The organism is Pseudomonas sp. NFACC05-1, assembly GCF_900100135.1.
In the GTDB taxonomy this organism is placed as follows: Bacteria; Pseudomonadota; Gammaproteobacteria; order Pseudomonadales; family Pseudomonadaceae; genus Aquipseudomonas; species Aquipseudomonas fluorescens_Q.
This window is the reverse complement of sequence record NZ_FMTR01000007.1, coordinates 46,299-72,378: the sequence shown is the minus strand read 5'-3', so window position 1 is coordinate 72,378 and position 26,080 is coordinate 46,299. Positions and strand designations below refer to the sequence as shown.

22 protein-coding genes and 1 pseudogene are annotated in these 26,080 nt (G+C 60.9%); 21 read left to right on the top strand and 2 right to left on the bottom strand.

Features of this window, described 5'->3' with window-relative positions:
* Window positions 1-289 precede the first annotated feature (289 nt).
* The 9 genes from BLO97_RS13195 to aceA all read left to right on the top strand — a co-directional run bounded on the left by BLO97_RS13195 (window position 290) and on the right by aceA (window position 9,705).
* Window positions 290-1,168 carry a hypothetical protein gene (locus BLO97_RS13195; RefSeq protein ID WP_092346156.1) on the top strand — a complete coding sequence of 293 codons (879 nt, stop codon included), beginning with the start codon at window positions 290-292 and terminating at the stop codon, window positions 1,166-1,168.
* Window positions 1,169-1,367: 199 nt separating this feature from the next.
* Window positions 1,368-1,814: an NUDIX hydrolase gene (locus BLO97_RS13190; RefSeq protein WP_092144478.1), complete on the top strand. Its 447-nt coding sequence runs from the start codon at window positions 1,368-1,370 to the stop codon at window positions 1,812-1,814.
* Window positions 1,815-1,873: 59 nt separating this feature from the next.
* Complete coding sequence (gene mnmA, locus BLO97_RS13185) at window positions 1,874-2,998, top strand: tRNA 2-thiouridine(34) synthase MnmA (protein ID WP_057450008.1); 1,125 nt, start codon at window positions 1,874-1,876, stop codon at window positions 2,996-2,998.
* Complete coding sequence (gene hflD / locus BLO97_RS13180; protein ID WP_072339625.1) at window positions 2,995-3,618, top strand: high frequency lysogenization protein HflD; 624 nt, start codon at window positions 2,995-2,997, stop codon at window positions 3,616-3,618. Before mnmA ends, hflD begins: the two co-directional genes overlap by 4 nt.
* A gap of 246 nt (window positions 3,619-3,864) precedes the next feature.
* Window positions 3,865-5,235: an adenylosuccinate lyase gene (gene purB, locus BLO97_RS13175; RefSeq protein WP_092346154.1), complete on the top strand. Its 1,371-nt coding sequence runs from the start codon at window positions 3,865-3,867 to the stop codon at window positions 5,233-5,235.
* 84 nt (window positions 5,236-5,319) lie between these two features.
* A complete protein-coding gene (locus BLO97_RS13170) occupies window positions 5,320-6,486 on the top strand; it encodes a ribosomal protein uL16 3-hydroxylase (RefSeq protein ID WP_003203358.1) in 1,167 nt (388 codons plus the stop codon).
* Window positions 6,479-6,904, top strand: a complete 426-nt coding sequence (locus tag BLO97_RS13165; protein ID WP_018609216.1) for a GNAT family N-acetyltransferase — start codon at window positions 6,479-6,481, stop codon at window positions 6,902-6,904. Before BLO97_RS13170 ends, BLO97_RS13165 begins: the two co-directional genes overlap by 8 nt.
* A gap of 258 nt (window positions 6,905-7,162) precedes the next feature.
* Window positions 7,163-7,924: a secretin N-terminal domain-containing protein gene (locus BLO97_RS13160; protein WP_092346152.1), complete on the top strand. Its 762-nt coding sequence runs from the start codon at window positions 7,163-7,165 to the stop codon at window positions 7,922-7,924.
* Window positions 7,925-8,379: 455 nt separating this feature from the next.
* Window positions 8,380-9,705, top strand: coding sequence for an isocitrate lyase (gene aceA / locus BLO97_RS13155; RefSeq protein ID WP_063320477.1), 1,326 nt, complete (start codon window positions 8,380-8,382; stop codon window positions 9,703-9,705).
* A 107-nt stretch (window positions 9,706-9,812) separates the two neighbouring features.
* Here the strand turns inward: aceA and BLO97_RS32305 are convergent, their stop codons facing one another.
* Entirely contained in the window at window positions 9,813-10,517 is a 705-nt protein-coding gene (locus tag BLO97_RS32305; RefSeq protein ID WP_371914898.1) for a methyl-accepting chemotaxis protein, read from the bottom strand.
* Window positions 10,518-10,715: 198 nt separating this feature from the next.
* Window positions 10,716-11,600 (bottom strand): annotated as a pseudogene (locus tag BLO97_RS32300) (methyl-accepting chemotaxis protein); the annotation flags it as partial.
* Window positions 11,601-12,607: 1,007 nt separating this feature from the next.
* On the opposite strand from BLO97_RS32300, the gene BLO97_RS13140 reads away from it, so the two are divergent.
* From BLO97_RS13140 to nuoM, 12 genes are all read left to right on the top strand, one after another.
* A complete protein-coding gene (locus tag BLO97_RS13140; RefSeq protein WP_030141323.1) occupies window positions 12,608-13,021 on the top strand; it encodes an NADH-quinone oxidoreductase subunit A in 414 nt (137 codons plus the stop codon).
* 10 nt (window positions 13,022-13,031) lie between these two features.
* On the top strand, window positions 13,032-13,706 hold the full coding sequence (locus BLO97_RS13135; protein ID WP_013693708.1) for a NuoB/complex I 20 kDa subunit family protein: 675 nt from the start codon (window positions 13,032-13,034) through the stop codon (window positions 13,704-13,706).
* Window positions 13,707-13,778: 72 nt separating this feature from the next.
* Entirely contained in the window at window positions 13,779-15,563 is a 1,785-nt protein-coding gene (gene nuoC / locus BLO97_RS13130) for an NADH-quinone oxidoreductase subunit C/D (protein WP_063320475.1), read from the top strand.
* Between the two features lie 2 nt (window positions 15,564-15,565).
* On the top strand, window positions 15,566-16,063 hold the full coding sequence (gene nuoE, locus BLO97_RS13125) for an NADH-quinone oxidoreductase subunit NuoE (RefSeq protein ID WP_053157826.1): 498 nt from the start codon (window positions 15,566-15,568) through the stop codon (window positions 16,061-16,063).
* On the top strand, window positions 16,060-17,415 hold the full coding sequence (gene nuoF / locus BLO97_RS13120; RefSeq protein WP_092346150.1) for an NADH-quinone oxidoreductase subunit NuoF: 1,356 nt from the start codon (window positions 16,060-16,062) through the stop codon (window positions 17,413-17,415). The genes nuoE and nuoF overlap by 4 nt, the downstream gene beginning before the upstream one ends.
* A gap of 137 nt (window positions 17,416-17,552) precedes the next feature.
* Window positions 17,553-20,267: an NADH-quinone oxidoreductase subunit NuoG gene (gene nuoG / locus BLO97_RS13115; protein ID WP_092346148.1), complete on the top strand. Its 2,715-nt coding sequence runs from the start codon at window positions 17,553-17,555 to the stop codon at window positions 20,265-20,267.
* The gene (nuoH, locus tag BLO97_RS13110; protein WP_025212983.1) at window positions 20,264-21,271 is read left to right on the top strand and encodes an NADH-quinone oxidoreductase subunit NuoH; all 1,008 of its coding nucleotides are present in this window, start codon (window positions 20,264-20,266) and stop codon (window positions 21,269-21,271) included. The genes nuoG and nuoH overlap by 4 nt, the downstream gene beginning before the upstream one ends.
* An 11-nt stretch (window positions 21,272-21,282) precedes the next feature.
* A complete protein-coding gene (gene nuoI, locus BLO97_RS13105) occupies window positions 21,283-21,831 on the top strand; it encodes an NADH-quinone oxidoreductase subunit NuoI (protein WP_003180051.1) in 549 nt (182 codons plus the stop codon).
* Between the two features lie 9 nt (window positions 21,832-21,840).
* Window positions 21,841-22,341: an NADH-quinone oxidoreductase subunit J gene (gene nuoJ / locus BLO97_RS13100; RefSeq protein WP_063320471.1), complete on the top strand. Its 501-nt coding sequence runs from the start codon at window positions 21,841-21,843 to the stop codon at window positions 22,339-22,341.
* A 4-nt stretch (window positions 22,342-22,345) separates the two neighbouring features.
* Window positions 22,346-22,654: an NADH-quinone oxidoreductase subunit NuoK gene (nuoK, locus tag BLO97_RS13095; protein ID WP_003180046.1), complete on the top strand. Its 309-nt coding sequence runs from the start codon at window positions 22,346-22,348 to the stop codon at window positions 22,652-22,654.
* Entirely contained in the window at window positions 22,651-24,504 is a 1,854-nt protein-coding gene (gene nuoL, locus BLO97_RS13090) for an NADH-quinone oxidoreductase subunit L (RefSeq protein ID WP_063320470.1), read from the top strand. Before nuoK ends, nuoL begins: the two co-directional genes overlap by 4 nt.
* 39 nt (window positions 24,505-24,543) lie before the next feature.
* Window positions 24,544-26,076, top strand: coding sequence for an NADH-quinone oxidoreductase subunit M (gene nuoM, locus BLO97_RS13085; RefSeq protein ID WP_063320469.1), 1,533 nt, complete (start codon window positions 24,544-24,546; stop codon window positions 26,074-26,076).
* Window positions 26,077-26,080: the final 4 nt, after the last annotated feature.

Sequence of the window (26,080 nt, the reverse complement as noted above, 5' to 3'; positions counted from 1 at the left end):
CCCTCTTCACTGAAGGTGCATGAAGTAAACCGCGAGCGCTGAACGACCGGTGTGACCCCTACACCTTTTCAACCTTCGTGGATGCGAGATGTCTCGGCAAGAGAACGAGAGAGAGTCAGATCAGGCGTCATTCTGATTGCCAGCAGGTGTATCGACCTCAAGTGAGCGAAAACTGGATTGCTGAAATCGGCTACGTAGCGATAGCAACCCTTTTGGATAGTTTGAGTTTTCAGCGAAAAATACGCACTTATAAACTCACTACCAGACTCATAAACTGAGGAAATACACCATGAAAAAGACTGCGCAAGCAATTATGAACGCTCAAATACCCTTCACAATTGGAAATTTAGACTTTCAACAACTGCGAGGCTCCCCCACCCTATTTAGGAGAGAGGGCGCTGATGAGCCTTTTGAATACCCTAAAATAGAGGAATTTCCCGACCGTTACGCCATACGCTGCTCTACAGACATCCGCCCCAATCGCTTTGGACAGATATACAACTACACCCCCACCACACAACAACTAACCTTTACAAGCCCAGATGCCACATACACATTCAATTTAAACAAATTCGGAAATCAAGTTATCTACTCAACCAACTCACCTGGCGCAAGCGTCAGAGCCCCCTCTATTGTCTTCGAGGACTTTCCAGGGTTAATTCAGCTCGAAATGCACATACCCGGTAAAAAATTCGACCAACAGACAGATAAGGCCGAATGGCCCGAGGTGCAAATCAACGACCAGGTCATCAAACATTCCTCAACCAGCCCCGCGCTTACTACCCCGAAAGAAAAGGTCTTACAAGTCGTTATCAACCCCACGGACAGATTTTCATCTTTAGGTAACGTCACGCTCTATCTTTCAGGCTGCGATGTATACCAAGAGTACCCACCGGGAGAAATGCACAAAATCGACAAACTCGTAGGGACGATGTCTACCGACCTCTACCTGACACCGGACAAAAGCTATCCGCCTGGCGTAACGAACCTGACGATAGAAGACGGGTTTTCGGACGCAACTGCCGTCATCGAATTCAACCACGACACTTCAAAAAAACAGGTGACCATTAAAATAAAATCATTTACAGGCGCAGGCAAACTTTGTGACATACGGGACTTCCCTTACCTCGACAAATACTATCCGAATGCAATATGCATCGCCCTGTGAGGATAGGCATACTTTGCTTAGAACCCCGAAGGGCAATTGAACTTACATCCCAGCCACTGACAGGAGGACTCAATCACCTGCATGGGAGTTTGCTCGGGACGGCGATTCATCATTCGTTTAGTATCGAGCAACCCGTTGCTATTGCGAGCAAGCTCTGCCCCACAGCGGCCTGCATTCCAATTTCAAGATAAGGACTCCCATGAACTGGCAACCCCACATCACCGTCGCCACCATCGTCGAAGACAACGGTCGCTTCCTCATGGTGGAAGAATCCAAGGGTGGACGCGCGGTGCTCAACCAGCCCGCCGGCCACCTGGACCCGGACGAAACACTGATCGAAGCCGCCGTGCGCGAAACCCTGGAAGAAACCGGCTGGGACGTCGAACCCACGAGCGTGGTGGGCATTTACCTGTACACCGCCCCCAGCAACGGCGTGACCTACCAGCGAGTCTGTTTCGCCGCCAAGACCTTGAATCATCGCCCTGACTATCAACTGGACGACGGTATCCTCGGCGCCAAATGGCTAAGCCGCGACGAACTGCTGGAGCAACGCGACCGCTGGCGCAGCGAGCTGATCATCCGCTGCATCGACGATTATCTGGCCGGCCACTGCCACAGTCTGACGCTGATCCGTCCTTCTCTTTAGCCTTGTGCGCCCGGGCCTGATAGAATCGCGTCCTTTTTCAAGACACTCATTGAACTCCTATGCGTGATCCAGCTCCTTCTGACACATCCAAGAAGCGCGTCATTGTCGGCATGTCCGGCGGCGTGGACTCTTCCGTTTCCGCCCTTCTGCTGATCGAGCAGGGTTATGAGGTGGAAGGCCTGTTCATGAAGAACTGGGAAGAAGACGACGGCACCGAATACTGCACCGCCATGGACGACCTGGCGGACGCCCAGGCGGTGTGCGACAAGATCGGCATCAAGCTGCACACCGCCAACTTCGCCGCCGAGTACTGGGACAACGTGTTCGAGCACTTCCTGGCCGAATACAAGGCCGGCCGCACGCCGAACCCGGACATCCTCTGCAACCGCGAAATCAAGTTCAAGGCGTTCCTCGACTACGCCATGATGCTCGGCGCCGACCTGATTGCCACCGGCCACTACGTGCGCCGCCGCGACATCGACGGCCGCACCGAATTGCTCAAGGGCCTGGACCCGAACAAGGACCAGAGTTACTTCCTGCATGCCGTCGGCGGCGAGCAGATCGCCAAGACCCTGTTCCCGGTAGGCGAACTGGAAAAGCCCGAAGTGCGCGCGATCGCCGAAAAACACCAGCTCGCCACCGCCAAGAAAAAAGACTCCACCGGGATCTGCTTTATCGGTGAGCGCCGTTTCAGCGACTTCCTCAAGCAATACCTGCCGGCCCAACCGGGCGAGATCAAGACGACCGAAGGCGAAGTCATCGGCCGCCACCATGGCCTGATGTACCACACCATCGGCCAGCGCCAGGGCCTGGGCATCGGCGGCCTGAAGGACGCCGGGGAAGAGCCGTGGTACGTGCTGGTCAAGGACCTGGAGCACAATGAGCTGATCGTCGGCCAAGGCAACGACCATCCCTGGTTGTTTTCCCGCGCCCTGCTCGCCTCCGACATCTATTGGGTCAACCCGATCGACCTCAGCGAACCACGCCGTCTGACGGCCAAGGTTCGCTACCGCCAGAGCGACCAGCCCTGCACCCTGGAAAAAACCGCCACGGGCTACCGAGCCACCTTCGATGACCCGCAGCGGGCGGTCACGCCCGGCCAGTCCGTAGTGTTCTATGACGGCGAAATCTGCCTGGGCGGTGGCGTGATCGAAGTCGCAGAACCCTGGAGCAGCAAGGCATGAGCCCCATCCAGGAACAACTGACGGCATTGGGCGGTGTGTTTCTCGCCGCCGTGCTGGTGGACAGGATCGCCAAGACCGGCCAGGCCACCGAAGCGGGCGTAGCCTGCATGCTCGGCAGCCTGCTGGTTCGCGACCCCAAGGACACCCTGGAAGTCTACGGCGGCGACGACTTGAACCTGCGCGAAGGCTATCGTGCACTGATCGGCGCCCTGGAGCGCGATCCCAGCGCCCTGCAACGCGAACCGCTGCGTTATGCGCTGTCGATGTTGGGCCTTGAGCGCCAGCTGGCCAAGCGCGACGACCTGCTGGAGACCATCGGCAAACGCTTGCCGCAGATCCAGTCCCAGGTCGAGCACTTCGGCCCGTCCCACGAAAACGTCGTCGCGGCCTGCGGCGCGCTGTACCAGGACACCCTGAGTACCCTGCGCCAACGCATCCAGGTGCATGGCGACATGCGCAACCTGCAGCAACCGAGCAATGCCTCGAAAATCCGCGCCCTGTTGCTGGCCGGTATCCGCTCGGCACGGTTGTGGCGGCAGCTGGGCGGCCATCGCTGGCAACTGGTGGTCAGCCGGCGCAAATTGCTTAAAGAGCTTTACCCGTTGATGCGCAACGAATAAGTCGCCTCAGCCCGTTTTTTTGTGGCGAGGGAGCTTGCTCCCGCTGGGGCGCGAAGCGGCCCTGAATCCGGGCAACCCGGACTCAAGAGGGGCTGCTACGCAGCCCAGCGGGAGCAAGCTCCCTCGCCACAAGTAAAAATAGTGTCTTGTTACGCGTAATACGCCGGTCAGTTGGCGACGGACCGGCGCAAGATTTCATGTATGATACGCGCCCCATTTCGTTGCCCGACTGTCCGAGAACACCCCATGCAGCTCTCTTCGCTCACTGCGGTTTCCCCTGTTGACGGCCGCTACGCCGGCAAAACCCAGGCCCTGCGCCCGATTTTCAGCGAGTACGGCCTGATCCGTGCCCGCGTCCTGGTTGAAGTGCGCTGGCTCCAGCGCCTGGCCGCCCACCCTGCCATCAGCGAAGTCCCGGCGTTTTCCGCCGAAGCCAACGCGGTGCTGAACACCCTGGCAGAAAATTTTGTGCTGGAGCACGCCGAGCGCGTCAAAGAGATCGAGCGCACCACCAACCACGACGTCAAGGCCATCGAATACCTGCTCAAGGAGCAGGCGGCCAAGCTGCCGGAACTGGCCAACGTCAGCGAATTCATCCACTTTGCCTGCACCAGCGAGGACATCAATAACCTGTCCCACGCCCTGATGCTGCGTGAAGGCCGTGATGATGTACTGCTGCCGCTGATGCGCCAGATCGCCCAGGCCATCCGTGAGCTGGCGATTCGCTTCGCCGACGTGCCGATGCTGTCGCGCACCCACGGTCAACCGGCTTCGCCGACCACCCTGGGCAAGGAACTGGCGAACGTGGTCTACCGCCTGGAGCGCCAGATCGCCCAGGTGGCCGCCGTGCCGTTGCTGGGCAAGATCAACGGCGCCGTGGGCAACTACAACGCCCACCTGTCGGCCTACCCGGACATCGACTGGGAAGCCAACGCCCGCGCCTTCATCGAAGACGAACTGGGCCTGAGCTTCAACCCCTACACCACCCAGATCGAACCGCATGACTACATCGCCGAGCTGTTCGATGCGATCGCGCGCTTCAACACCATCCTGATCGACTTCGACCGCGACATCTGGGGCTACATTTCCCTGGGTTACTTCAAACAGCGCACCATCGCCGGCGAAATCGGTTCCTCGACCATGCCGCACAAGGTCAACCCGATCGACTTCGAAAACTCCGAAGGCAACCTGGGCATCGCCAACGCACTGTTCCAGCACCTGGCGAGCAAACTGCCGATCTCCCGCTGGCAGCGCGACCTGACCGACTCCACCGTGCTGCGCAACCTGGGCGTGGGTTTTGCCCATAGCGTCATTGCCTATGAAGCCAGCCTCAAGGGCATCAGCAAGCTGGAACTGAACGAGCAGAAGATCGCCGCCGACCTGGACGCCTGCTGGGAAGTCCTGGCCGAGCCGATCCAGACCGTGATGCGTCGCTACAACATCGAAAACCCGTATGAAAAGCTGAAAGAGCTGACCCGTGGCAAGGGCATCAGCCCTGAAGCGCTGCAGACTTTCATCGATGGCCTGGACATGCCCGCCGACGCCAAGGCTGAGCTGAAAAAGCTCACGCCGGCCAGTTACATCGGCAACGCAGCGGCACAAGCCAAGCGCATCTGATCCACGGCTTTACCTTTGAGACGCCCGGCCGCGCCGGGCGTTTTTATTCGCGTCTGAAAAGTATATTTTTTCAATAGGTTACACATGAATCCTGATATTCCTCTGCAACTCCTGGGCGGCATCACGGCACGGGAGTTCCTGCGCGACTACTGGCAGAAAAAACCCCTGCTGATCCGTCAGGCAATTCCTGACTTCCAAAGCCCGATCGATGCCGATGAACTGGCCGGCCTGGCCCTGGAAGAAGAAGTCGAATCGCGCCTGGTGATCGAACACGGCGAACGCCCTTGGGAATTGCGTCGCGGCCCGTTCGCCGAAGACGAATTCAGCAAGCTGCCAGAGCGCGAGTGGACCCTGCTGGTACAGGCGGTCGATCAGTTCGTACCGGAAGTCAGCGAGCTGCTGGAGAACTTCCGCTTCCTGCCGAGCTGGCGCATCGACGATGTGATGATCAGCTTCGCCGCACCGGGTGGCAGCGTGGGTCCGCATTTCGATAACTATGACGTGTTCCTGCTGCAGGGCCATGGCCAGCGCAACTGGAAGATCGGCCAGATGTGCGACTCCGAAAGCCCGCTGCTGCAGCACGCCGACCTGCGCATCCTCGCTGAATTCGAAGCCACTGATGAGTGGACCCTGGAACCAGGCGACATGCTCTACCTGCCGCCGCGCCTGGCGCACTGTGGCGTGGCCGTGGACGACTGCATGACCTACTCGGTGGGTTTCCGCGCACCGAGCGCCGCCGAAGTGCTGACCCATTTCACCGACTTCCTCAGCCAGTTCCTGCCGGACGAAGAACGCTACACCGACGCCGATGCGCGCCCGGTGGCCGACCCGCATCAGATCCAGCAGGACGCCCTCGACCGCCTCAAGGGCTTGCTGGCCGAGCACATGAGCGACGAACGCCTGCTGCTGACCTGGTTCGGCCAGTTCATGACCGAGCCGCGTTACCCGGAACTGGTGGTGGGCCCGGAACTGGAAGAAGACGACCTGCTGGCCAGCCTGGAACAAGGCGCTGTGATCATTCGCAACCCGAGCGCGCGCCTGGCTTGGTCGGAAGTCGATGACGACCTGCTGCTGTTCGCCAGCGGCCAGAGCCGTTACCTGCCAGGCAAGCTGCGCGAGTTGCTGAAAATGATCTGCGCCGCCGACGCCCTGCACATCGAGAATCTCGGTCCGTGGTTGGCCGACGAAGACGGTCGCGGCCTGGTCTGCGAGCTGGTCAAGCAAGGCAGCCTGGGGTTCGCCGATGAATAAAATTCACGTTCGTGTCGCAGACTGGCAAAAGGATAACGCCGAGATCCGGCGCATTCGTGAGACCGTGTTCATTGCCGAGCAGTCTGTTCCACCTGAACTGGAATGGGATGCCGACGACCAGAGCGCGGTGCATTTTCTGGCGTTTGAAGGTGACTTTCCCATCGGCACCGCCCGCCTGTTGACCGATGGCCATATCGGCCGTGTCTCGGTCCTCAAGGACTGGCGCGGCCTGAAGGTGGGCGATGCGCTGATGCACGCCGTGATCGCCGAAGCCGAGAAGCGTGGGCTCCAGCAACAGATGCTCAGCGCCCAGGTGCACGCCACGCCGTTCTATGAGCGGCTGGGGTTTGCGGTGGTCAGCGAGGAGTTCCTGGAAGCCGGGATTCCCCATGTGGACATGGTGCGGCATTCGGCTTGAACCCCCGCCTACCAGCAAGATGATGGCCTTTGTGGCGAGGGAGCTTGCTCCCGCTGGGCTGCGCAGCAGTCCTGTTTTTTTAGGGCCGCTTCGCGACCCAGCGGGAGCAAGCTCCCTCGCCACACAAGGGCATCACACAGCACTCAAACGCCCCGTCATTCCCGCATGCCGGGGCGTTTTGCCGTCTACCATTCAACTTGCCCCACCCCAGGCCGACAAACTGGCAATATCAAGCCTTTGTCTCGCGGAGAAATGGACATGCCTCTACGCACCTTCCTGGTTACCCTGCTGCTCGGTTGCAGCCTGTCGGTCATGGCCGACACGCAAATCGTGCCGCTGAACTACCGCACCAGCGCCGACCTGCTGCCGGTGGCACAGAACTTCATCGGCAAGGACGGCCAGGTCAGCGCCTACGGCAACCAACTAATCGTCAACGCCGAGCCCGGCAAGATCGAAGAACTGCGGCAATTCCTCGCCCAATTGGACACCGCCCCCAAGCGCCTGCTGATCACGGTCGACACCAACGAAAACAACCTCCAGGGCGACCAGGGTTACTCGATCAACGGCGCCGCCCCCAGCCAGACCCGCATCATCAACCGCAGCACCGCCAGCCGCGAAGGCGGCGTGCAGCAGGTGCAGGCCAGTGAAGGCCAGCCGGCGCTGATCCAGGTCGGCCAGAGCGTGCCATTCACTAGCAACCAGACCGACAACTACGGCCGCATGCAGAGCCAGACTGAATACCGCAACGTCACCCAGGGTTTTTATGTCACGGCCAGCGTCACCGGCGAGACCGTTCATCTGAGCATCAGCACCAATCGTGACCGCATGAGCCAGGAGCGTCCCGATGTAGTGAACGTTCAGAGTACCGACACAACCGTCAGTGGCCGCCTGGGCGAATGGATCACCCTGGCCGGCGTCAATCGCCAGACTCAAGCCGACAAACAGGGCCTGACCCGCAGCTACTCGACCCAGGGCCGCGACGACATGATTTTGCGGGTCAAGGTCGATACCCTGAACTGAAGCACCAAAAACTGACTGATGAGTCGTATTAGACCAAAGATGTAGTGCCATAAAAAAAGCACTACAAAACGTTTGACGAGCAAAAAAACCGAAGGCATGATGGCCTCGCTCCCGCTAATCAGGGGCCCTGGCAAGGGCCTTCGGGTCGACGCTTGCAACTACCCTGCGAGCCGATTCGTGTCTGTACCGCCCACAAGGTGTGTTTGACGAGGTTGCGACTGGAACGAAGTTGTCCCGAGGGACGGAAGCGTAACTAGGTAACCCGGCATCACTCTGAGTTCGTATGGAGGCCCACGACGCCCGAATGCGCCCGCAGTTCGCCCCTACCTGCTCACTTTCCCCTCGAGCCCATCGTTCATCCCGTCGCCTCCCCGCCTGAACCGACTTGTAAGCCAACCCCTGGTCGGCAGGAGCAGGAATTTTCCACCAAGACCTATGCGACGAGGTTTATCTCCATGGCACTGACACGCGAACAGCAAATTGCAGCCCTTGAAAAAGACTGGGCTGAAAACCCGCGCTGGAAAGGCGTGAAGCGCAATTATTCCGCTGCTGACGTCGTCCGTCTGCGTGGCTCGGTTCAACCTGAGCACACCCTTGCGAAAATGGGCGCCGAGAAGCTCTGGAACCTGGTGACCCAGGGCGCCAAGCCAGCCTTCCGTCCCGAGAAAGATTTCGTCAACTGCATGGGCGCCCTGACCGGCGGCCAGGCTGTGCAGCAAGTCAAGGCCGGCATCCAGGCGATCTACCTGTCGGGCTGGCAAGTGGCCGCGGACAACAACTCCGCCGAGTCGATGTACCCCGACCAGTCGCTGTACCCGGTGGATTCGGTTCCAACCGTGGTCAAGCGCATCAACAACTCATTCCGTCGCGCCGACCAGATCCAGTGGAAAGCCGGCAAGAACCCGGGCGACGAAGGCTACATCGACTACTTCGCGCCGATCGTGGCTGACGCTGAAGCCGGTTTCGGTGGCGTCCTGAACGCCTACGAGCTGATGAAGAGCATGATCGAGGCTGGCGCCGCCGGCGTTCACTTCGAAGACCAACTGGCCTCGGTGAAGAAATGCGGCCACATGGGCGGCAAGGTGCTGGTTCCAACCCAGGAAGCCGTGCAGAAGCTGACCGCTGCCCGCCTGGCTGCCGACGTTGCCGGGGTACCGACCATCATCCTGGCCCGTACCGACGCCAACGCCGCTGACCTGCTGACCTCCGACTGCGACCCGTACGACCAGCCGTTCGTAACCGGTACCCGCACCCAGGAAGGCTTCTACAAGGTGCGCGCCGGCCTCGACCAGGCCATCGCCCGTGGCCTGGCCTATGCGCCGTACGCCGACCTGATCTGGTGCGAAACCGCCAAGCCGGACCTGGACGAAGCCCGTCGCTTTGCCGAAGCGATCAAGAAGGAATACCCGGACCAGATCCTGTCGTACAACTGCTCGCCTTCCTTCAACTGGAAGAAGAACCTGGACGACGCGACCATCGCCAAGTTCCAGCGCGAACTGTCCGCCATGGGCTACAAGCACCAGTTCATCACCCTGGCCGGCATCCACAACATGTGGCACAGCATGTTCAACCTGGCGCACGACTACGCCCGCAACGACATGACCGCCTACGTGAAGCTGCAAGAGCAAGAGTTCGCTGACGCCGCCAAGGGCTACACCTTCGTGGCTCACCAGCAGGAAGTGGGCACCGGCTACTTCGACGACATGACCACCGTGATCCAGGGCGGCACTTCGTCGGTGACCGCACTGACCGGCTCCACCGAAGAAGAACAGTTCCACTGATTCACACGCTTGCCTCGAGTAAGCGGCCCTTGCGGACCGGATAAAAACTAACCGCAAAGCCGACGATCTGAAGCCCCGACTGGTTCGGGGCTTTTTTTTACCGGTTTTTACACTTTGAAGTGACTGACCAGCTGCTGCAACTGGTTACCCAGGCGCGCCAGCTCGATGCTGGAGGCTGCGGTTTCTTCGCTGGCCGAGGCGGTCTGTTCGGATACATCGCGCACACTCAGGATACTGCGGCTGATTTCTTCGGCCACCGAGCTTTGTTGCACCGCAGCAGCGGCAATCTGCTGGTTCATGGCCTGGATGCCCGAAACCGCCTGGGTGATGTTGCCCAGGGAAATGCCGGCCTTGCCGGCCAATTCCACGCTGCTGTCGGTCAGTTCGCGGCTATTGCGCATGATACTCGACACCTGGCGCGTGCCGTTCTGCAAGCCCGCCACCAGGCTTTCGATCTCTTCGGTGGAATGCTGGGTACGCTGGGCCAGCCCACGCACTTCGTCGGCGACCACGGCAAAACCGCGCCCGGCGTCACCCGCGCGGGCGGCCTCGATGGCGGCGTTAAGGGCCAGCAAGTTGGTCTGCTCCGCCACCGCCCTGATCACGTCCATGATCTTGCCGATGCGCGCGCTTTCTTGTTCCAGCTCATCCATGGCGTCGACGGAACGCCCGACTTCGCTGGCCAAGCGTTCGATCTGAACGATGGCTTGCGCAACCACCTGGTCGCCGATACGGGCCTGTGCATCAGCCTCTGACGCGACCGTGCAAGCCTGTTCGGCATTACGCGCGACTTCGTGCACGGTGGCCGACATTTCCTGCATGGCGGTAGCCACCTGGTCGGTCTCGGTCTTCTGACTATTGACCCCCGCACTGGTCTGCTCGGTGACAGCCGACAACTCTTCGGCGGCACTGGCGATTTGGGTGACGCCATCGCGGATGCCACCGATCAAGTCGCGCAACGTGGTGCCCATGCGCTGGATACCCTGCTGCAAAACACCCAGTTCATCACCACGGGTCACGACGGTGCCTTGCGTGAGGTCGCCTGCCGCAATGCGATCGACTACAGCCAATGTGTCCTGCAACGGCCGGGTAATCTGGCGAGTGATGATCATGGCCGCAAGAATCCCCAACAGCATCGCCAAGGCAGTGCAGCTCAACTGCAGGGTACGGGACTGGGCGCTTTCGTCACCCAGGGAGACCAACTGGCTGGCATACATTTCGTCAGTCAGACGGGTGATGGTTTCACCCAGATCGATGGTGTCCTGCACGGCCTTGCCAATGGCCTGATTACTGGCGGTGAAGTTCTGCACCGAGCGACGGTAAGCAATCAGCGCGGTTTCCAGCTGCTTGATGGTGTCGGCATAGCTCGGGCCGAAAGCACCGTTAAGGGTTTCGATGCTCTTGAGCGCATTTTCGAGCTGGCGGGTGGCGGCCTGTTCGGTGGCGCTGTTGGGGTTGCCGGTGTAGCCACGCACTTCATAACGCACCAGCGCGACGTCCTCTTTGGCTTTGAGGATAATCCTGTACAACTCAAAACGGCGCTCGTCCGTGGCAGGCATTGCTTCCACGTCATCGATGACCTTGGCAATCAGCGCGGCGCCCTTGACCGCATTGACGCCCATCTCCTTGCGCATGGCTGCGTCAGTGCGATAAGCCTCGCGCATTGTATTCAGCGCCACTTGATACTCGGTGCTGGCCAGCTCGATCAGCGCAAGTTTTTTCAGGTTTTCGGGTTTTTTCAACTCATTTGCAAGGCTTTTTTGCTTGGCGACAAATTGTTCCAGCGACGCCTGGATCAATTCACCCTTTTGTTCATCGCCCTTGTCCACCTGGTATTGCAAGCGAGCCCTGCGCAGGTGATCAAGACGGTTGCCGAGCTCGGTAATGCTGGTCATTCGATCCGCACGCTGGATCATTTTGCCCAGACTGGTCCAGCCGGTCGCGGCGAGGATCGCGGTCAGAAACAGCACAACAGCAAAACCCAGAGCCAGCTTGAGCATAACGCTCATGTTCGCGATCCAAGAGTTCATGACAGTCCTTTGGTAATCCGCCGCGAACGATGAAAACTGACGCAGCTATCTATGAAGGGGCAATTGTCTAATCAACATTGATATAGATGATTAGATGAGTGAGCGGCAAAGATAGCCATTTGCCATCAACTCTTCAAGGCTCTAGGGCCGGCCTCATGCCGATATTTGCAGGCAAAGCGGGTTCGCCTAACGCGCCAATGCCTGGGGCATAGGGTTCTTGGTTGGCTCGGCTGGGCGGCCTCGATCTGATGACGGAGGTTTTTTCACCCGTTTTCCTTGAAGCCACCTACGCTGTAAGAGCAAGCCTGCACTGTGGAAGCCAGGCTTGGCTGCGATGCACGATAAGGCTGTCTGCCTCGGGACCGCGTTGCCGACATTGCAAGCAAGCTTGGCTTCCACGGAGCAGTCCCTCATGCAGACCCAACCTTCGCCGGACACCGCCCCCACAACAAACTCCTACGCAGTGCTAGGAAAATTGATCGAACGCAGTATTGGGCAGTCGGAAAAGGAGTAAAACGTCCGACGCTGACAATTGCAGTAGCGACGATGTAAGACAGCCTCTCGGACACGACACTAAGTGCACTGTAGAAAATGCCGGCTAGATAATAATAATTATCATTTGGAAGTCGTTATCATTGTTACATTCCGCACGAAATATTATTGCTGAACAGCCGGCCAACGCCCACGGGGCCGGGGCCGCAGGGCTCTGGAGGTGCGCTATGTCCTTATTCCAATAAATAATTTCGCCATAGGAATTTTACTTGCCCGGTGTTTAGCCATAAAATCACCGCGATTGATTGCTGCGACATATCGTCACTGCGTTATTTCTATTCAAGCTCAGAGACCTTTGCTCTCTGTTAAGGATTTCCAGCATGCCCGAAGCGACAGGACTCATGGCCCACAACTGGGGCTTTGCCATTTTCCTTCTGGGTGTCGTCGGCCTGTGCGCCTTCATGCTCGGCGTGTCGAGCCTGCTCGGGTCAAAAGCCTGGGGCCGCAGCAAAAATGAACCGTTCGAGTCCGGCATGCTACCTACCGGTGGCGCCCGCTTGCGGCTCTCAGCCAAATTCTATCTGGTCGCGATGCTCTTCGTGATCTTCGATATCGAAGCCCTCTTTCTCTTTGCCTGGTCTGTGTCCGTCCGCGAAAGCGGCTGGACCGGATTCGTCGAAGCTCTCGTTTTCATAGCAATTCTGTTGGCAGGTCTTGTCTACCTTTACCGAGTGGGGGCGCTTGATTGGGCTCCGGAAGCTCGGCGCAAGCGGCAAGCGAAGCTGAAACAATGAGGCTTTGGCAATGCAATACAATCTCACCAGGATCGACCCCGATGCTCCTAACGAGCAGTATCCGATTGGCGAACGGGAAACCGTCGCCGATCCGTTAGAAGATCAAGTCCACAAAAACATCTTCATGGGCAAGCTCGAAGACGTGCTGAACAGCACGGTCAACTGGGGTCGCAAGAACTCCCTGTGGCCGTACAACTTCGGTCTTTCGTGCTGCTACGTGGAAATGACCACCGCCTTCACGGCGCCCCACGACATCGCGCGCTTTGGCGCCGAAGTGATCCGGGCATCGCCACGCCAGGCGGATTTCATGGTTATCGCCGGTACCTGCTTCATCAAGATGGCGCCGATCATCCAGCGTCTCTACGAGCAAATGCTCGAGCCGAAGTGGGTTATCTCCATGGGTTCGTGCGCCAACTCCGGTGGCATGTACGACATCTATTCCGTCGTTCAAGGGGTGGACAAGTTCCTGCCCGTGGACGTCTACGTGCCCGGCTGCCCGCCTCGCCCTGAAGCTTTCCTGCAAGGCCTGATGCTGTTGCAGGAGTCGATTGGCCAGGAGCGTCGCCCGCTGTCCTGGGTCGTTGGCGATCAAGGCGTCTATCGCGCCGACATGCCATCGCAAAAGGAACAGCGCCGCGAACAGCGTATCGCAGTCACCAACTTGCGCAGCCCCGACGAAGTCTGATCCAGCTCTGTTCCCTACAAGAAACGAGAACCTGGCTTCATTCTTTACGTTGACCGAAAGCGATAAATAACCATGACTACAGGCAGTGCTCTGTACATCCCGCCTTACAAGGCAGACGACCAGGATGTGGTCGTCGAACTGAACAACCGTTTTGGCCCCGAGGCGTTCACCGCCCAGCCGACCCGCACCGGCATGCCGGTACTTTGGGTTGCCCGCGCCAAACTCGTCGAAGTCCTGACTTTCCTGCGCAACCTGCCCAAGCCGTACGTCATGCTCTATGACCTGCACGGCGTGGACGAGCGTCTGCGCACCAAGCGTCAAGGGCTGCCCGACGGCGTCGACTTCACCGTGTTCTATCACTTGCTGTCGATCGAGCGTAATAGTGACGTAATGATCAAGGTCGCCTTGTCCGAGAGCGACCTCAGCGTGCCGACCGTGACCGGTATCTGGCCGAACGCCAACTGGTACGAACGTGAAGTGTGGGACATGTTCGGGATCGACTTCCCCGGCCACCCGCACCTGTCGCGCATCATGATGCCACCGACCTGGGAAGGTCACCCGCTGCGCAAGGACTTCCCGGCCCGTGCCACCGAGTTCGACCCGTTCAGCCTGTCCCTGGCCAAGCAACAGCTCGAGGAAGAAGCCGCGCGCTTCAAGCCTGAAGACTGGGGCATGAAGCGTTCGGGTGCCAACGAGGACTACATGTTCCTCAACCTCGGCCCGAACCACCCTTCGGCCCACGGTGCGTTCCGCATCATCCTGCAGCTGGACGGCGAAGAGATCGTCGACTGCGTCCCTGACATCGGCTACCACCACCGTGGCGCCGAGAAAATGGCCGAGCGCCAGTCCTGGCACAGCTTCATCCCGTACACCGACCGCATCGACTACCTCGGCGGCGTGATGAACAACCTGCCGTACGTGCTGTCGGTCGAAAAACTGGCCGGGATCAAGGTACCGGAAAAGGTCGACGTCATCCGCATCATGATGGCCGAGTTCTTCCGTATCACCAGCCACCTGCTGTTCCTGGGGACCTATATCCAGGACGTGGGGGCGATGACCCCGGTGTTCTTCACCTTCACCGACCGCCAGAAGGCCTACACGGTGATCGAAGCCATCACCGGTTTCCGCCTGCACCCGGCCTGGTACCGCATCGGTGGCGTGGCCCACGACCTGCCACGGGGCTGGGAAAAGCTGGTCAAGGACTTCGTCGAGTGGATGCCCAAGCGCCTGGACGAATACACCAAGGCCGCCCTGCAGAACAGCATCCTCAAGGGTCGTACCATCGGGGTCGCTGCCTACAACACCAAAGAGGCCCTGGAATGGGGCGTCACTGGTGCTGGCCTGCGCTCCACCGGTTGCGACTTCGACCTGCGCAAGGCGCGCCCTTACTCCGGCTACGAAAACTTCGAATTCGAAGTACCGCTGGCCGCCAACGGCGATGCCTACGACCGCTGCATGGTTCGCGTCGAGGAAATGCGCCAGAGCATCAAGATCATCGACCAATGCCTGCGCAACATGCCGGAAGGCCCGTACAAGGCGGATCACCCGCTGACCACGCCGCCGCCAAAAGAGCGCACGCTGCAACACATCGAGACCCTGATCACGCACTTCCTGCAGGTTTCGTGGGGCCCGGTCATGCCGGCCAACGAGTCCTTCCAGATGATCGAAGCGACCAAGGGCATCAACAGTTATTACCTGACGAGCGACGGCGGCACCATGAGCTACCGCACCCGGATTCGCACCCCAAGCTACCCGCACCTGCAGCAGATCCCTTCCGTGATCAAAGGCAGCATGGTCGCGGACTTGATCGCGTACCTGGGTAGTATCGATTTCGTTATGGCCGACGTGGACCGCTAAGCATGAACAGCACGCTTATCCAGACAGACCGTTTCGCCCTGAGCGAAACCGAGCGCTCGGCCATCGAGCACGAGCTGCATCACTACGAAGACCCGCGCGCGGCGTCGATCGAAGCCCTGAAGATCGTCCAGAAGGAACGTGGCTGGGTGCCCGATGGCGCGCTCTACGCCATCGGCGAGATCCTCGGTATCCCGGCCAGCGACGTCGAAGGCGTCGCCACCTTCTACAGCCAGATTTTCCGCCAGCCAGTGGGCCGTCACATCATTCGCGTCTGCGACAGCATGGTCTGCTACATCGGCGGCCACGAATCGGTAGTCAGCGAGATCCAGAGCAAGCTGGGCATTGGCCTCGGCCAGACCACCGCCGACGGTCGCTTCACCCTGCTGCCGGTGTGCTGCCTGGGCAACTGCGACAAGGCCCCGGCGCTGATGATCGATGACGACACCTTCGGTGACGTCAAGCCAGATGGTGTCGCCAAACTGCTGGAGGGCTACGTATGACCCTGACTTCCTTCGGGCCCGCCAACCGCATCCAGCGTTCGGCCGAAACCCATCCCCTGACCTGGCGTCTGCGTGACGACGGCGAAGCGGTATGGCTGGACGAATACCAGGCCAAGAACGGCTACGCTGCCGCGCGCAAGGCGTTCGCCGACATGGCCGGCGACGACATCGTCCAGACCGTGAAGGATTCCGGCCTCAAGGGCCGTGGCGGTGCGGGCTTCCCCACCGGCGTGAAGTGGGGCCTGATGCCCAAGGACGAATCCATCAACATCCGCTACCTGCTGTGCAACGCGGATGAAATGGAGCCCAACACCTGGAAAGACCGCATGCTGATGGAGCAACTGCCCCATCTGCTGATCGAAGGCATGCTGATCAGCGCCCGCGCGCTGAAGACCTACCGCGGCTATATCTTCCTGCGTGGCGAATACACCACCGCCGCCAAGCACCTGAACCGTGCCGTGGAAGAAGCCAAGGCCGCCTGCCTGTTGGGCAAGAACATCCTGGGCTCAGGCTTTGATTTCGAGTTGTTCGTCCACACCGGCGCCGGGCGTTACATCTGCGGTGAAGAAACCGCGCTGATCAACTCCCTCGAAGGCCGCCGCGCCAACCCGCGCTCCAAGCCGCCCTTCCCTGCCGCCGTGGGCGTGTGGGGCAAGCCGACCTGCGTGAACAACGTCGAGACCCTGTGCAACGTGCCGGCGATCATCGCCGACGGCGTGGACTGGTACAAATCCCTGGCCCGTGACGGCAGCGAAGACATGGGCACCAAGCTCATGGGCTTCTCCGGCAAGGTCAAGAACCCTGGCCTGTGGGAACTGCCGTTCGGCGTCACCGGCCGCGAACTGTTCGAAGACTACGCTGGCGGCATGCGCGACGGCTACACGCTCAAGTGCTGGCAGCCTGGCGGCGCCGGTACCGGGTTCCTGTTGCCCGAACACCTGGACGCCCAAATGTACGCCGGCGGCATCGCCAAGGTCGGCACCCGCATGGGTACCGGCCTGGCCATGGCGGTGGACGACAGCGTCAACATGGTGTCGCTGCTGCGCAACATGGAAGAGTTCTTCTCCCGCGAGTCGTGCGGTTTCTGCACCCCTTGCCGCGATGGCCTGCCTTGGAGCGTCAAGCTGCTGCGGGCCCTTGAAAACGGCGAAGGCCAGGCCGGCGACATCGAGACCCTGCTGGGTCTGGTGGGTTTCCTCGGCCCAGGCAAGACCTTCTGTGCTCACGCACCGGGTGCCGTGGAGCCGTTGGGCAGCGCGATCAAATACTTCCGTCCAGAGTTCGAAGCCGGCATCGCGCCCACCAGCGCCGTCGTCCCGCCTCTGGCAAAGCCGATCGTAGTCGGCGCGTAAACGCTTAAAAAGGCGAAGGGTCCGTACCCTTCGCCTTCTCGCGTGATGACGCCGTAAACGGCTGTGTTGATTCACGCGAATAACAAGATTCCATTAGCCACGCCCGCTGACACCGGGCCAACGAAGAACTTTGAACCATGGCCACTATCCACGTAGACGGCAAAGAGCTCGAAGTCGATGGCGCAGACAACCTGTTACAGGCATGTCTGTCCCTGGGCCTCGACATTCCTTATTTCTGCTGGCACCCCGCCCTTGGCAGCGTTGGCGCCTGTCGCCAGTGCGCGGTCAAGCAGTACACCGACGAGAACGACAAGCGTGGTCGGATCGTCATGTCCTGCATGACCCCCGCCACCGACGGCAGCTGGATCTCCATCGACGACGAAGAAGCGAAAGTGTTTCGCGCCAGCGTCGTCGAATGGCTGATGACCAACCACCCTCACGACTGCCCGGTTTGTGAGGAAGGCGGCCACTGCCATCTGCAAGACATGACCGTGATGACCGGCCACAACGAGCGCCGTTATCGCTTCACCAAGCGCACCCACCAGAACCAGGACCTCGGTCCGTTCATCTCCCACGAGATGAACCGCTGCATCGCCTGCTACCGTTGCGTGCGTTTCTACAAGGACTACGCCGGCGGCACCGACCTGGGCGTATTCGGCGCCCACGACAACGTGTATTTCGGTCGCGTTGAAGACGGCACCCTGGAAAGCGAGTTCTCCGGCAACCTCACCGAGGTCTGCCCGACCGGTGTGTTCACCGACAAGACCCACTCCGAGCGTTACAACCGCAAGTGGGACATGCAGTTCTCGCCGAGCATCTGCCATGGCTGCTCCAGCGGTTGCAACATCTCTCCGGGCGAGCGCTACGGTGAACTGCGGCGCATCGAAAACCGCTTCAACGGTTCGGTTAACCAGTACTTCCTGTGTGACCGTGGCCGTTTCGGCTATGGCTACGTCAACCGCAAGGATCGCCCACGCCAACCGCGGCTGGCGGGCGGTGCCAAGCTGAGCCTGGACGAAGCGCTGGACAAGGCCGCCGAGCTGCTGCGCGGTCGCAACATCGTCGGCATCGGTTCGCCACGGGCCAGCCTGGAAAGCAACTACGCCCTGCGTGAACTGGTCGGTGCCGAGCACTTCTACAGCGGCATCGAAGCCGGTGAGCTGGAACGCATCCGCCTGGTGCTGCAAGTGCTCAAGGACAGCCCGCTGCCCGTGCCGACGATGCGTGACATCGAAGACCACGACGCGGTGTTCGTGCTTGGCGAAGACCTGACCCAGACCGCCGCCCGCATGGCCCTGGCCCTGCGCCAGTCGGTCAAGGGCAAGGCCGAAGACATGGCCGACGCCATGCGCGTCCAGCCATGGCTCGACGCCGCCGTGAAGAACATCGGCCAGCACGCGCTGAACCCGCTGTTCATCGCCAGCCTCGCTGAAACCAAGCTCGACGACGTCGCCGAAGAATGCGTCCACGCCGCCCCTGACGACCTGGCCCGTATCGGCTTTGCCGTGGCCCACGCCCTGGACGCCAGCGCCCCGGCCGTCGAAGGCCTGGACAGCGAAGCGGCCGCCCTGGCCCAGCGCATCGCCGACGCCCTGCTGGCCGCCAAGCGCCCACTGATCATCGCCGGCACCTCGTTGGGCTCCAAGGCGCTGATCGAAGCCGCCGCCAACATCGCCAAGGCCCTGAAGCTGCGCGAGAAGAACGGTTCCATCAGCCTGATCGTGCCGGAGGCCAACAGCCTCGGCCTGGCCATGCTCGGTGGCGAATCGGTGGACGCCGCCCTGCAAGCGGTGATCGACGGCAGCGCCGACGCCATCGTAGTGCTGGAAAACGACCTCTACACCCGCACCGACAAGGCCCGCGTAGACGCCGCCCTGAACGCCGCGAAAGTGCTGATCGTCGCCGACCATCAGAAAACCGCCACCATCGACCGCGCCAACCTGGTGCTGCCGGCGGCGAGCTTCGCCGAAGGCGACGGTACACTGGTCAGCCAGGAAGGTCGCGCCCAGCGCTTCTTCCAGGTTTTCGACCCGCAATACCTGGACGCCAGCATCCTGGTTCACGAAGGCTGGCGTTGGCTGCATGCCCTGCGCGCCACCCTGCTGGACCAGCCGATCGACTGGACGCAACTGGACCACGTCACCGCCGCCGTCGCTTCGAGCAGCCCGCAACTGGCCGCCATCGTCGACGCCGCACCGTCGGCCTCGTTCCGCATCAAAGGCTTGAAGCTGGCGCGCGAACCGCTGCGCTACTCCGGTCGCACCGCCATGCGCGCCGACATCAGCGTTCACGAACCGCGCACTTCCCAGGACAACGACACTGCGTTCTCGTTCTCCATGGAAGGCTACTCGGGCTCGACCGAACCGCGCTCCCAGGTGCCGTTCGCCTGGTCGCCGGGCTGGAACTCGCCACAGGCCTGGAACAAGTTCCAGGACGAAGTCGGCGGTCACCTGCGTGCCGGCGACCCGGGCACCCGTCTGATCGAAAGTCAGGGCGATGGCCTGAGCTGGTTCGCCAGCGTGCCGCGCGCCTTCAACCCGGCGCCGGGCACCTGGCAGGTCGTGCCGTTCCATCACCTGTTCGGCAGCGAAGAGAACTCTTCCAAGGCCGCTCCGGTGCAGGAGCGCATCCCGGCCGCCTACGTGGCGCTGGCCAAGTCCGAAGCCGATCGCCTGGGCGTCAACGACGGGGCCCTGTTGAGCCTGAACGTGGCCGGCCAGACCCTGCGTCTGCCGCTGCGCATCAATGAAGAACTGGGCGCCGGCCTGGTGGCCCTGCCGGCCGGCCTGGCAGGCATCCCGCCAGCGATTTTCGGCAAAACCGTCGACGGTCTGCAGGAGGCAGCGCAATGAGCTGGTTCACCCCCGAAGTGATCGCCGTGATCCTGACCGTTCTCAAGGCCATCGTGATCCTGCTGGCCGTGGTGGTCTGCGGCGCGCTGCTGAGCTTCGTCGAGCGTCGCCTGCTGGGCTGGTGGCAGGACCGTTACGGTCCGAACCGTGTCGGCCCGTTCGGCATGTTCCAGATCGCCGCCGACATGATCAAGATGTTCTTCAAGGAAGACTGGACGCCGCCGTTCGCCGACAAGGTGATCTTCACCCTGGCACCGGTCGTGGCCATGAGCGCCTTGCTGATCGCCTTCGCGATCATCCCGATCACCCCGACCTGGGGCGTGGCGGACCTGAACATCGGCCTGCTGTTCTTCTTCGCCATGGCTGGCCTGTCGGTGTATGCGGTGCTGTTCGCCGGTTGGTCGAGCAACAACAAGTTCGCCCTGCTGGGCAGCCTGCGGGCCTCGGCCCAGACCGTGTCCTACGAAGTGTTCATGGGCCTGGCGCTCATGGGCATCGTGATCCAGGCCGGCTCGTTCAACATGCGCGACATCGTCGAGTACCAGGCCCAGAACCTGTGGTTCATCATTCCGCAGTTCTTCGGTTTCTGTACTTTCTTCATCGCTGGCGTGGCCGTGACTCACCGTCACCCCTTCGACCAGCCGGAAGCGGAGCAGGAACTCGCCGACGGTTACCACATTGAATATGCCGGCATGAAATGGGGCATGTTCTTCGTTGGTGAATACATCGGCATCATCCTGATCTCGGCGCTGCTGGTGACGCTGTTCTTCGGTGGCTGGCACGGCCCGTTCGGCATCCTGCCGCAACTGTCCTTCGTCTGGTTTGCGCTGAAGACCGCGTTCTTCATCATGCTGTTCGTCCTGCTGCGCGCCTCGATCCCGCGCCCACGCTACGACCAGGTGATGGACTTCAGCTGGAAATTCTGCCTGCCGCTGACCCTGATCAACATGCTGGTGACCGCTGCGATCGTTTTGATGAACGCGCCTGCGGCCGCGGTTCAGTGAGGATTTGACCCATGTTCAAATATATTGGCGACATCGTTAAGGGTACCGGTACCCAACTGCGAAGCCTGGTCATGATCTTCGGCCATGGCTTTCGCAAGCGTGACACCCTGCAATACCCGGAAGAGCCGGTCTACCTGGCACCGCGCTATCGCGGCCGCATCGTCCTGACCCGCGACCCCGACGGCGAGGAACGCTGCGTGGCCTGCAACCTGTGCGCCGTGGCGTGCCCGGTAGGTTGTATCTCGCTACAGAAAGCTGAAACCGAAGACGGTCGCTGGTACCCGGACTTCTTCCGCATCAACTTCTCGCGCTGCATTTTCTGCGGCCTCTGCGAGGAAGCGTGCCCGACCACCGCGATCCAGCTCACGCCGGATTTCGAAATGGCCGAGTTCAAACGTCAGGACCTGGTGTACGAGAAAGAAGATCTGCTGATTTCCGGTCCCGGTAAAAACCCTGATTACAACTTCTATCGTGTTGCAGGTATGGCCATTGCCGGTAAGCCAAAAGGCGCCGCGCAGAACGAAGCCGAACCGATCAACGTGAAGAGCTTGCTGCCTTAAGGAAGAAAGATGGAATTCGCTTTCTATTTCGCATCGGGTATCGCGGTGGTGTCCACGCTTCGTGTGGTCACCAACACCAATCCCATCCATGCCCTGCTCTACCTGATCATTTCGCTGATCGCCGTGGCCATGACCTTCTTCGCCCTCGGTGCTCCGTTCGCCGGCGCGCTGGAAGTGATCGCCTACGCCGGCGCCATCATGGTGCTGTTCGTGTTCGTGGTGATGATGCTCAACCTCGGCCCGGCCGCGGTCCAGCAGGAACGCTCCTGGCTCAAGCCCGGCATCTGGGCGGGGCCGGTGATCCTGTCCGCCCTGCTGCTGGGTGAACTGCTGTATGTGCTGTTCGCTCACCAGAGCGGCCAGGCCATCGGCCACACCACCGTAGGTGCCAAGGCCGTGGGCATCAGCCTGTTTGGTCCGTACCTGCTGGTGGTCGAACTCGCCTCGATGCTGCTGCTTGCCGCAGCCGTCACGGCGTTCCATTTGGGCCGTAACGAGGCGAAGGAGTAATCACATGCCTGCTATCCCTCTCGAGCATGGTCTGGCGGTTGCCGGCATCCTGTTCTGCCTCGGTCTGGTTGGCCTGATGGTCCGCCGCAACATTCTGTTCGTGCTGATGAGCCTGGAGGTCATGATGAATGCCTCCGCCCTGGCCTTCATCGTCGCGGGCGCTCGCTGGGCGCAGCCGGATGGACAGATCATGTTCATCCTGGTGATCAGCCTGGCAGCCGCCGAGGCCAGTATCGGCCTGGCGATCCTGTTGCAGCTGTACCGCCGCTTCCACACTCTCGATATCGACGCTGCCAGCGAGATGCGCGGATGAACCTAATCTTTCTGACTTTCGTATTCCCCCTCATTGGTTTCCTGCTGCTGTCGTTCTCTCGTGGACGCTGGTCGGAAAACCTTTCGGCGCTGGTTGGCGTGGGTTCCATCGGCCTGTCTGCCATCGTCACGGCCTACGTGATCTGGCAGTTCAACGTCGCCCCGCCCGAAGGCGGTGTGTATGTGCAGGTGCTGTGGCGCTGGATGGCGGTGGAAGGCTTCACGCCGAACTTCGCCCTCTACCTGGACGGCCTGTCCATCACCATGCTTGGCGTGGTGGTCGGCGTGGGTTTCCTGATCCACCTGTTCGCCTCCTGGTACATGCGCGGTGAAGCCGGTTACTCGCGCTTCTTCGCCTACACCAACCTGTTCATCGCCAGCATGCTGTTCCTGGTGCTCGGCGATAACCTGTTGTTCCTGTACTTCGGCTGGGAAGGCGTGGGCCTGTGCTCGTACCTGTTGATCGGTTTCTACTACAGCAACCGCAACAACGGTAACGCGGCGCTCAAGGCGTTCATCGTCACCCGGATCGGCGACGTGTTCATGGCCATCGGCCTGTTCATCCTGTTCCAGCAACTGGGCACGCTGAACATCCAGGAACTGCTGGTCAAGGCGCCGGAGCACTTCAAGGTCGGTGACTTCTGGATCGTCCTGGCGACCCTGATGCTGCTCGGTGGCGCCGTCGGTAAATCCGCGCAACTGCCGCTGCAAACCTGGTTGGCGGACGCGATGGCCGGCCCTACCCCGGTCTCGGCACTGATCCACGCCGCGACCATGGTGACCGCTGGCGTCTACCTGATCGCCCGTACCCACGGCCTGTTCGCCCTGGCGCCGGACATCCTGCACCTGGTCGGCATCGTCGGCGGCGTGACCCTGGTACTGGCTGGCTTTGCCGCCCTGGTACAGACCGACATCAAGCGCATCCTCGCCTACTCGACCATGAGCCAGATCGGCTACATGTTCCTGGCCCTGGGCGTGGGTGCCTGGGAAGGCGCGATTTTCCACCTGATGACCCACGCGTTCTTCAAGGCCCTGCTGTTCCTGGCCTCCGGTGCGGTGATCGTGGCCTGCCACCACGAGCAGAACATCTTCAAGATGGGCGGCCTGTGGAAAAAACTGCCGCTGGCCTACACCAGCTTCATCGTCGGCGGCGCGGCCCTGGCGGCCCTGCCACTGGTCACCGCCGGTTTCTACTCCAAGGACGAGATCCTCTGGGAAGCGTTCGCCAGCGGTAACCAGGCGCTGCTCTATGCCGGCCTGGTGGGTGCGTTCATGACCTCGCTGTACACCTTCCGCCTGATCTTCATCGCCTTCCATGGTGAAGCCAAGACCGAAGCCCATGCCGGCCATGGCATTGCTCACTGGTTGCCACTGTCGGTGCTGATCGTGCTGTCGACCTTCGTCGGCGCCATGATCACCCCACCGCTGGCCGATGTGCTGCCGCAAAGCGTCGGTCATGCCGGCGGCGAAGCCAAGCACAGCCTGGAAATCGCCTCGGGCGCCATTGCCCTGGCGGGTATCCTGCTGGCCGCCCTGCTGTTCCTGGGCAAGCGTCGTTTCGTCACGGCGATCGCCAACAGCGGCATCGGGCGATTCCTTTCGGCCTGGTGGTTCGCCGCCTGGGGCTTCGACTGGATCTACGACAAACTGTTCGTCAAGCCATACCTTGCGATCAGCCACATTCTGCGCAAAGACCCGCTCGACCAGACCATTGGCCTGATCCCGCGCATGGCCAAGGGCGGCCACACTGCCCTGAGCCGTACCGAGACCGGTCAACTGCGTTGGTATGCGGCTTCCATGGCGGCTGGCGCCGTGCTGGTTATCGGCGCCATCGTGCTGGTAGCGGTCTGATATGAACCTTGCGAACTTGCGAAAGGAAACGAGCCCGTCATGATTCTGCCCTGGCTAATCCTGATCCCCTTCATCGGCGGCCTGCTGTGCTGGATCGCGGAGCGCTCCAGCTCCACGCTCCCGCGCTGGATTGCGCTGCTGACCATGTCCCTGGAACTCGCGCTCGGCCTCTGGCTGTGGGCGACCGGCGACTATTCATTTGCTCCGGCCCCTGGCGCCGATCCGACCTGGGCGCTTGAATTCAAGCACATCTGGATCGAACGCTTCGGCATCAGCGTGCACCTGGCCCTCGACGGCCTGTCGCTGCTGATGATCCTGCTGACCGGCCTGCTGGGTATCCTCTCGGTACTCTGCTCCTGGAAAGAGATCCAGCGTCACGTCGGTTTCTTCCACCTGAACCTGATGTGGATCCTGGGCGGCGTCATCGGCGTGTTCCTGGCGCTGGACCTGTTCATGTTCTTCTTCTTCTGGGAAATGATGCTGGTGCCGATGTACTTCCTCATCGCGCTCTGGGGTCACAGTTCTTCGGACGGCAAGAAAACCCGGATCTACGCGGCGACCAAGTTCTTCATCTTCACCCAGGCTTCCGGCCTGATCATGTTGGTGGCGATCCTTGGCCTGGTACTGGTCAACTTCAACAACACCGGTGTGATTACCTTCAATTACGCCGACCTGTTGAAAGTGCAGATGTCCAAGACCACCGAGTACGTGCTGATGCTCGGCTTCTTCATCGCCTTCGCGGTGAAGCTGCCGGTGGTGCCGTTCCACTCCTGGCTGCCGGACGCCCACGCCCAGGCGCCGACCGCCGGTTCCGTGGACCTGGCCGGTATCTTGCTCAAGACCGCGGCCTATGGCCTGCTGCGTTTTGCCCTCCCGCTGTTCCCCAATGCCTCGGCGGAGTTCGCGCCGATCGCCATGACCCTGGGCCTGATCGGGATTTTCTACGGTGCGTTCCTGGCGTTCGCCCAGACCGACATCAAGCGCCTGATCGCGTTCTCCAGCGTTTCGCACATGGGCTTCGTGCTGATCGGGATCTACTCCGGCAGCCAGCTCGCCCTGCAAGGCGCGGTGATCCAGATGCTGGCTCACGGCCTGTCGGCGGCGGCGCTGTTTATTCTCAGCGGCCAGTTGTACGAGCGCCTGCACACCCGGGACATGCGTGAGATGGGCGGCATCTGGTCGCGCATCGCCTACCTGCCGGCCATCAGCCTGTTCTTCGCGGCCGCGTCCCTGGGCTTGCCGGGCACGGGTAACTTCGTTGGCGAGTTCCTGATCCTGATCGGCTCGTTCGTCAGTTCGCCATGGATCACCGCCATTGCGACTTCCGGCCTGGTGTTCGGTTCGGTCTACTCGCTGATCATGATCCACCGCGCCTACTTCGGCCCGTCCAAGTCGGACGAAGTGCTGCGCGGCATGGACGGTCGCGAACTGATCATGGTGCTCGGCCTTGCGGTGCTGCTGGTTTACCTCGGCGTTTCCCCGCAACCGTTCCTCGACACCTCTGCCGCCACGATGCATGGCGTGCAGCAGTGGCTCGGCACCGCCTTCTCTCAACTCGCTTCGGCCCGGTAAGAGC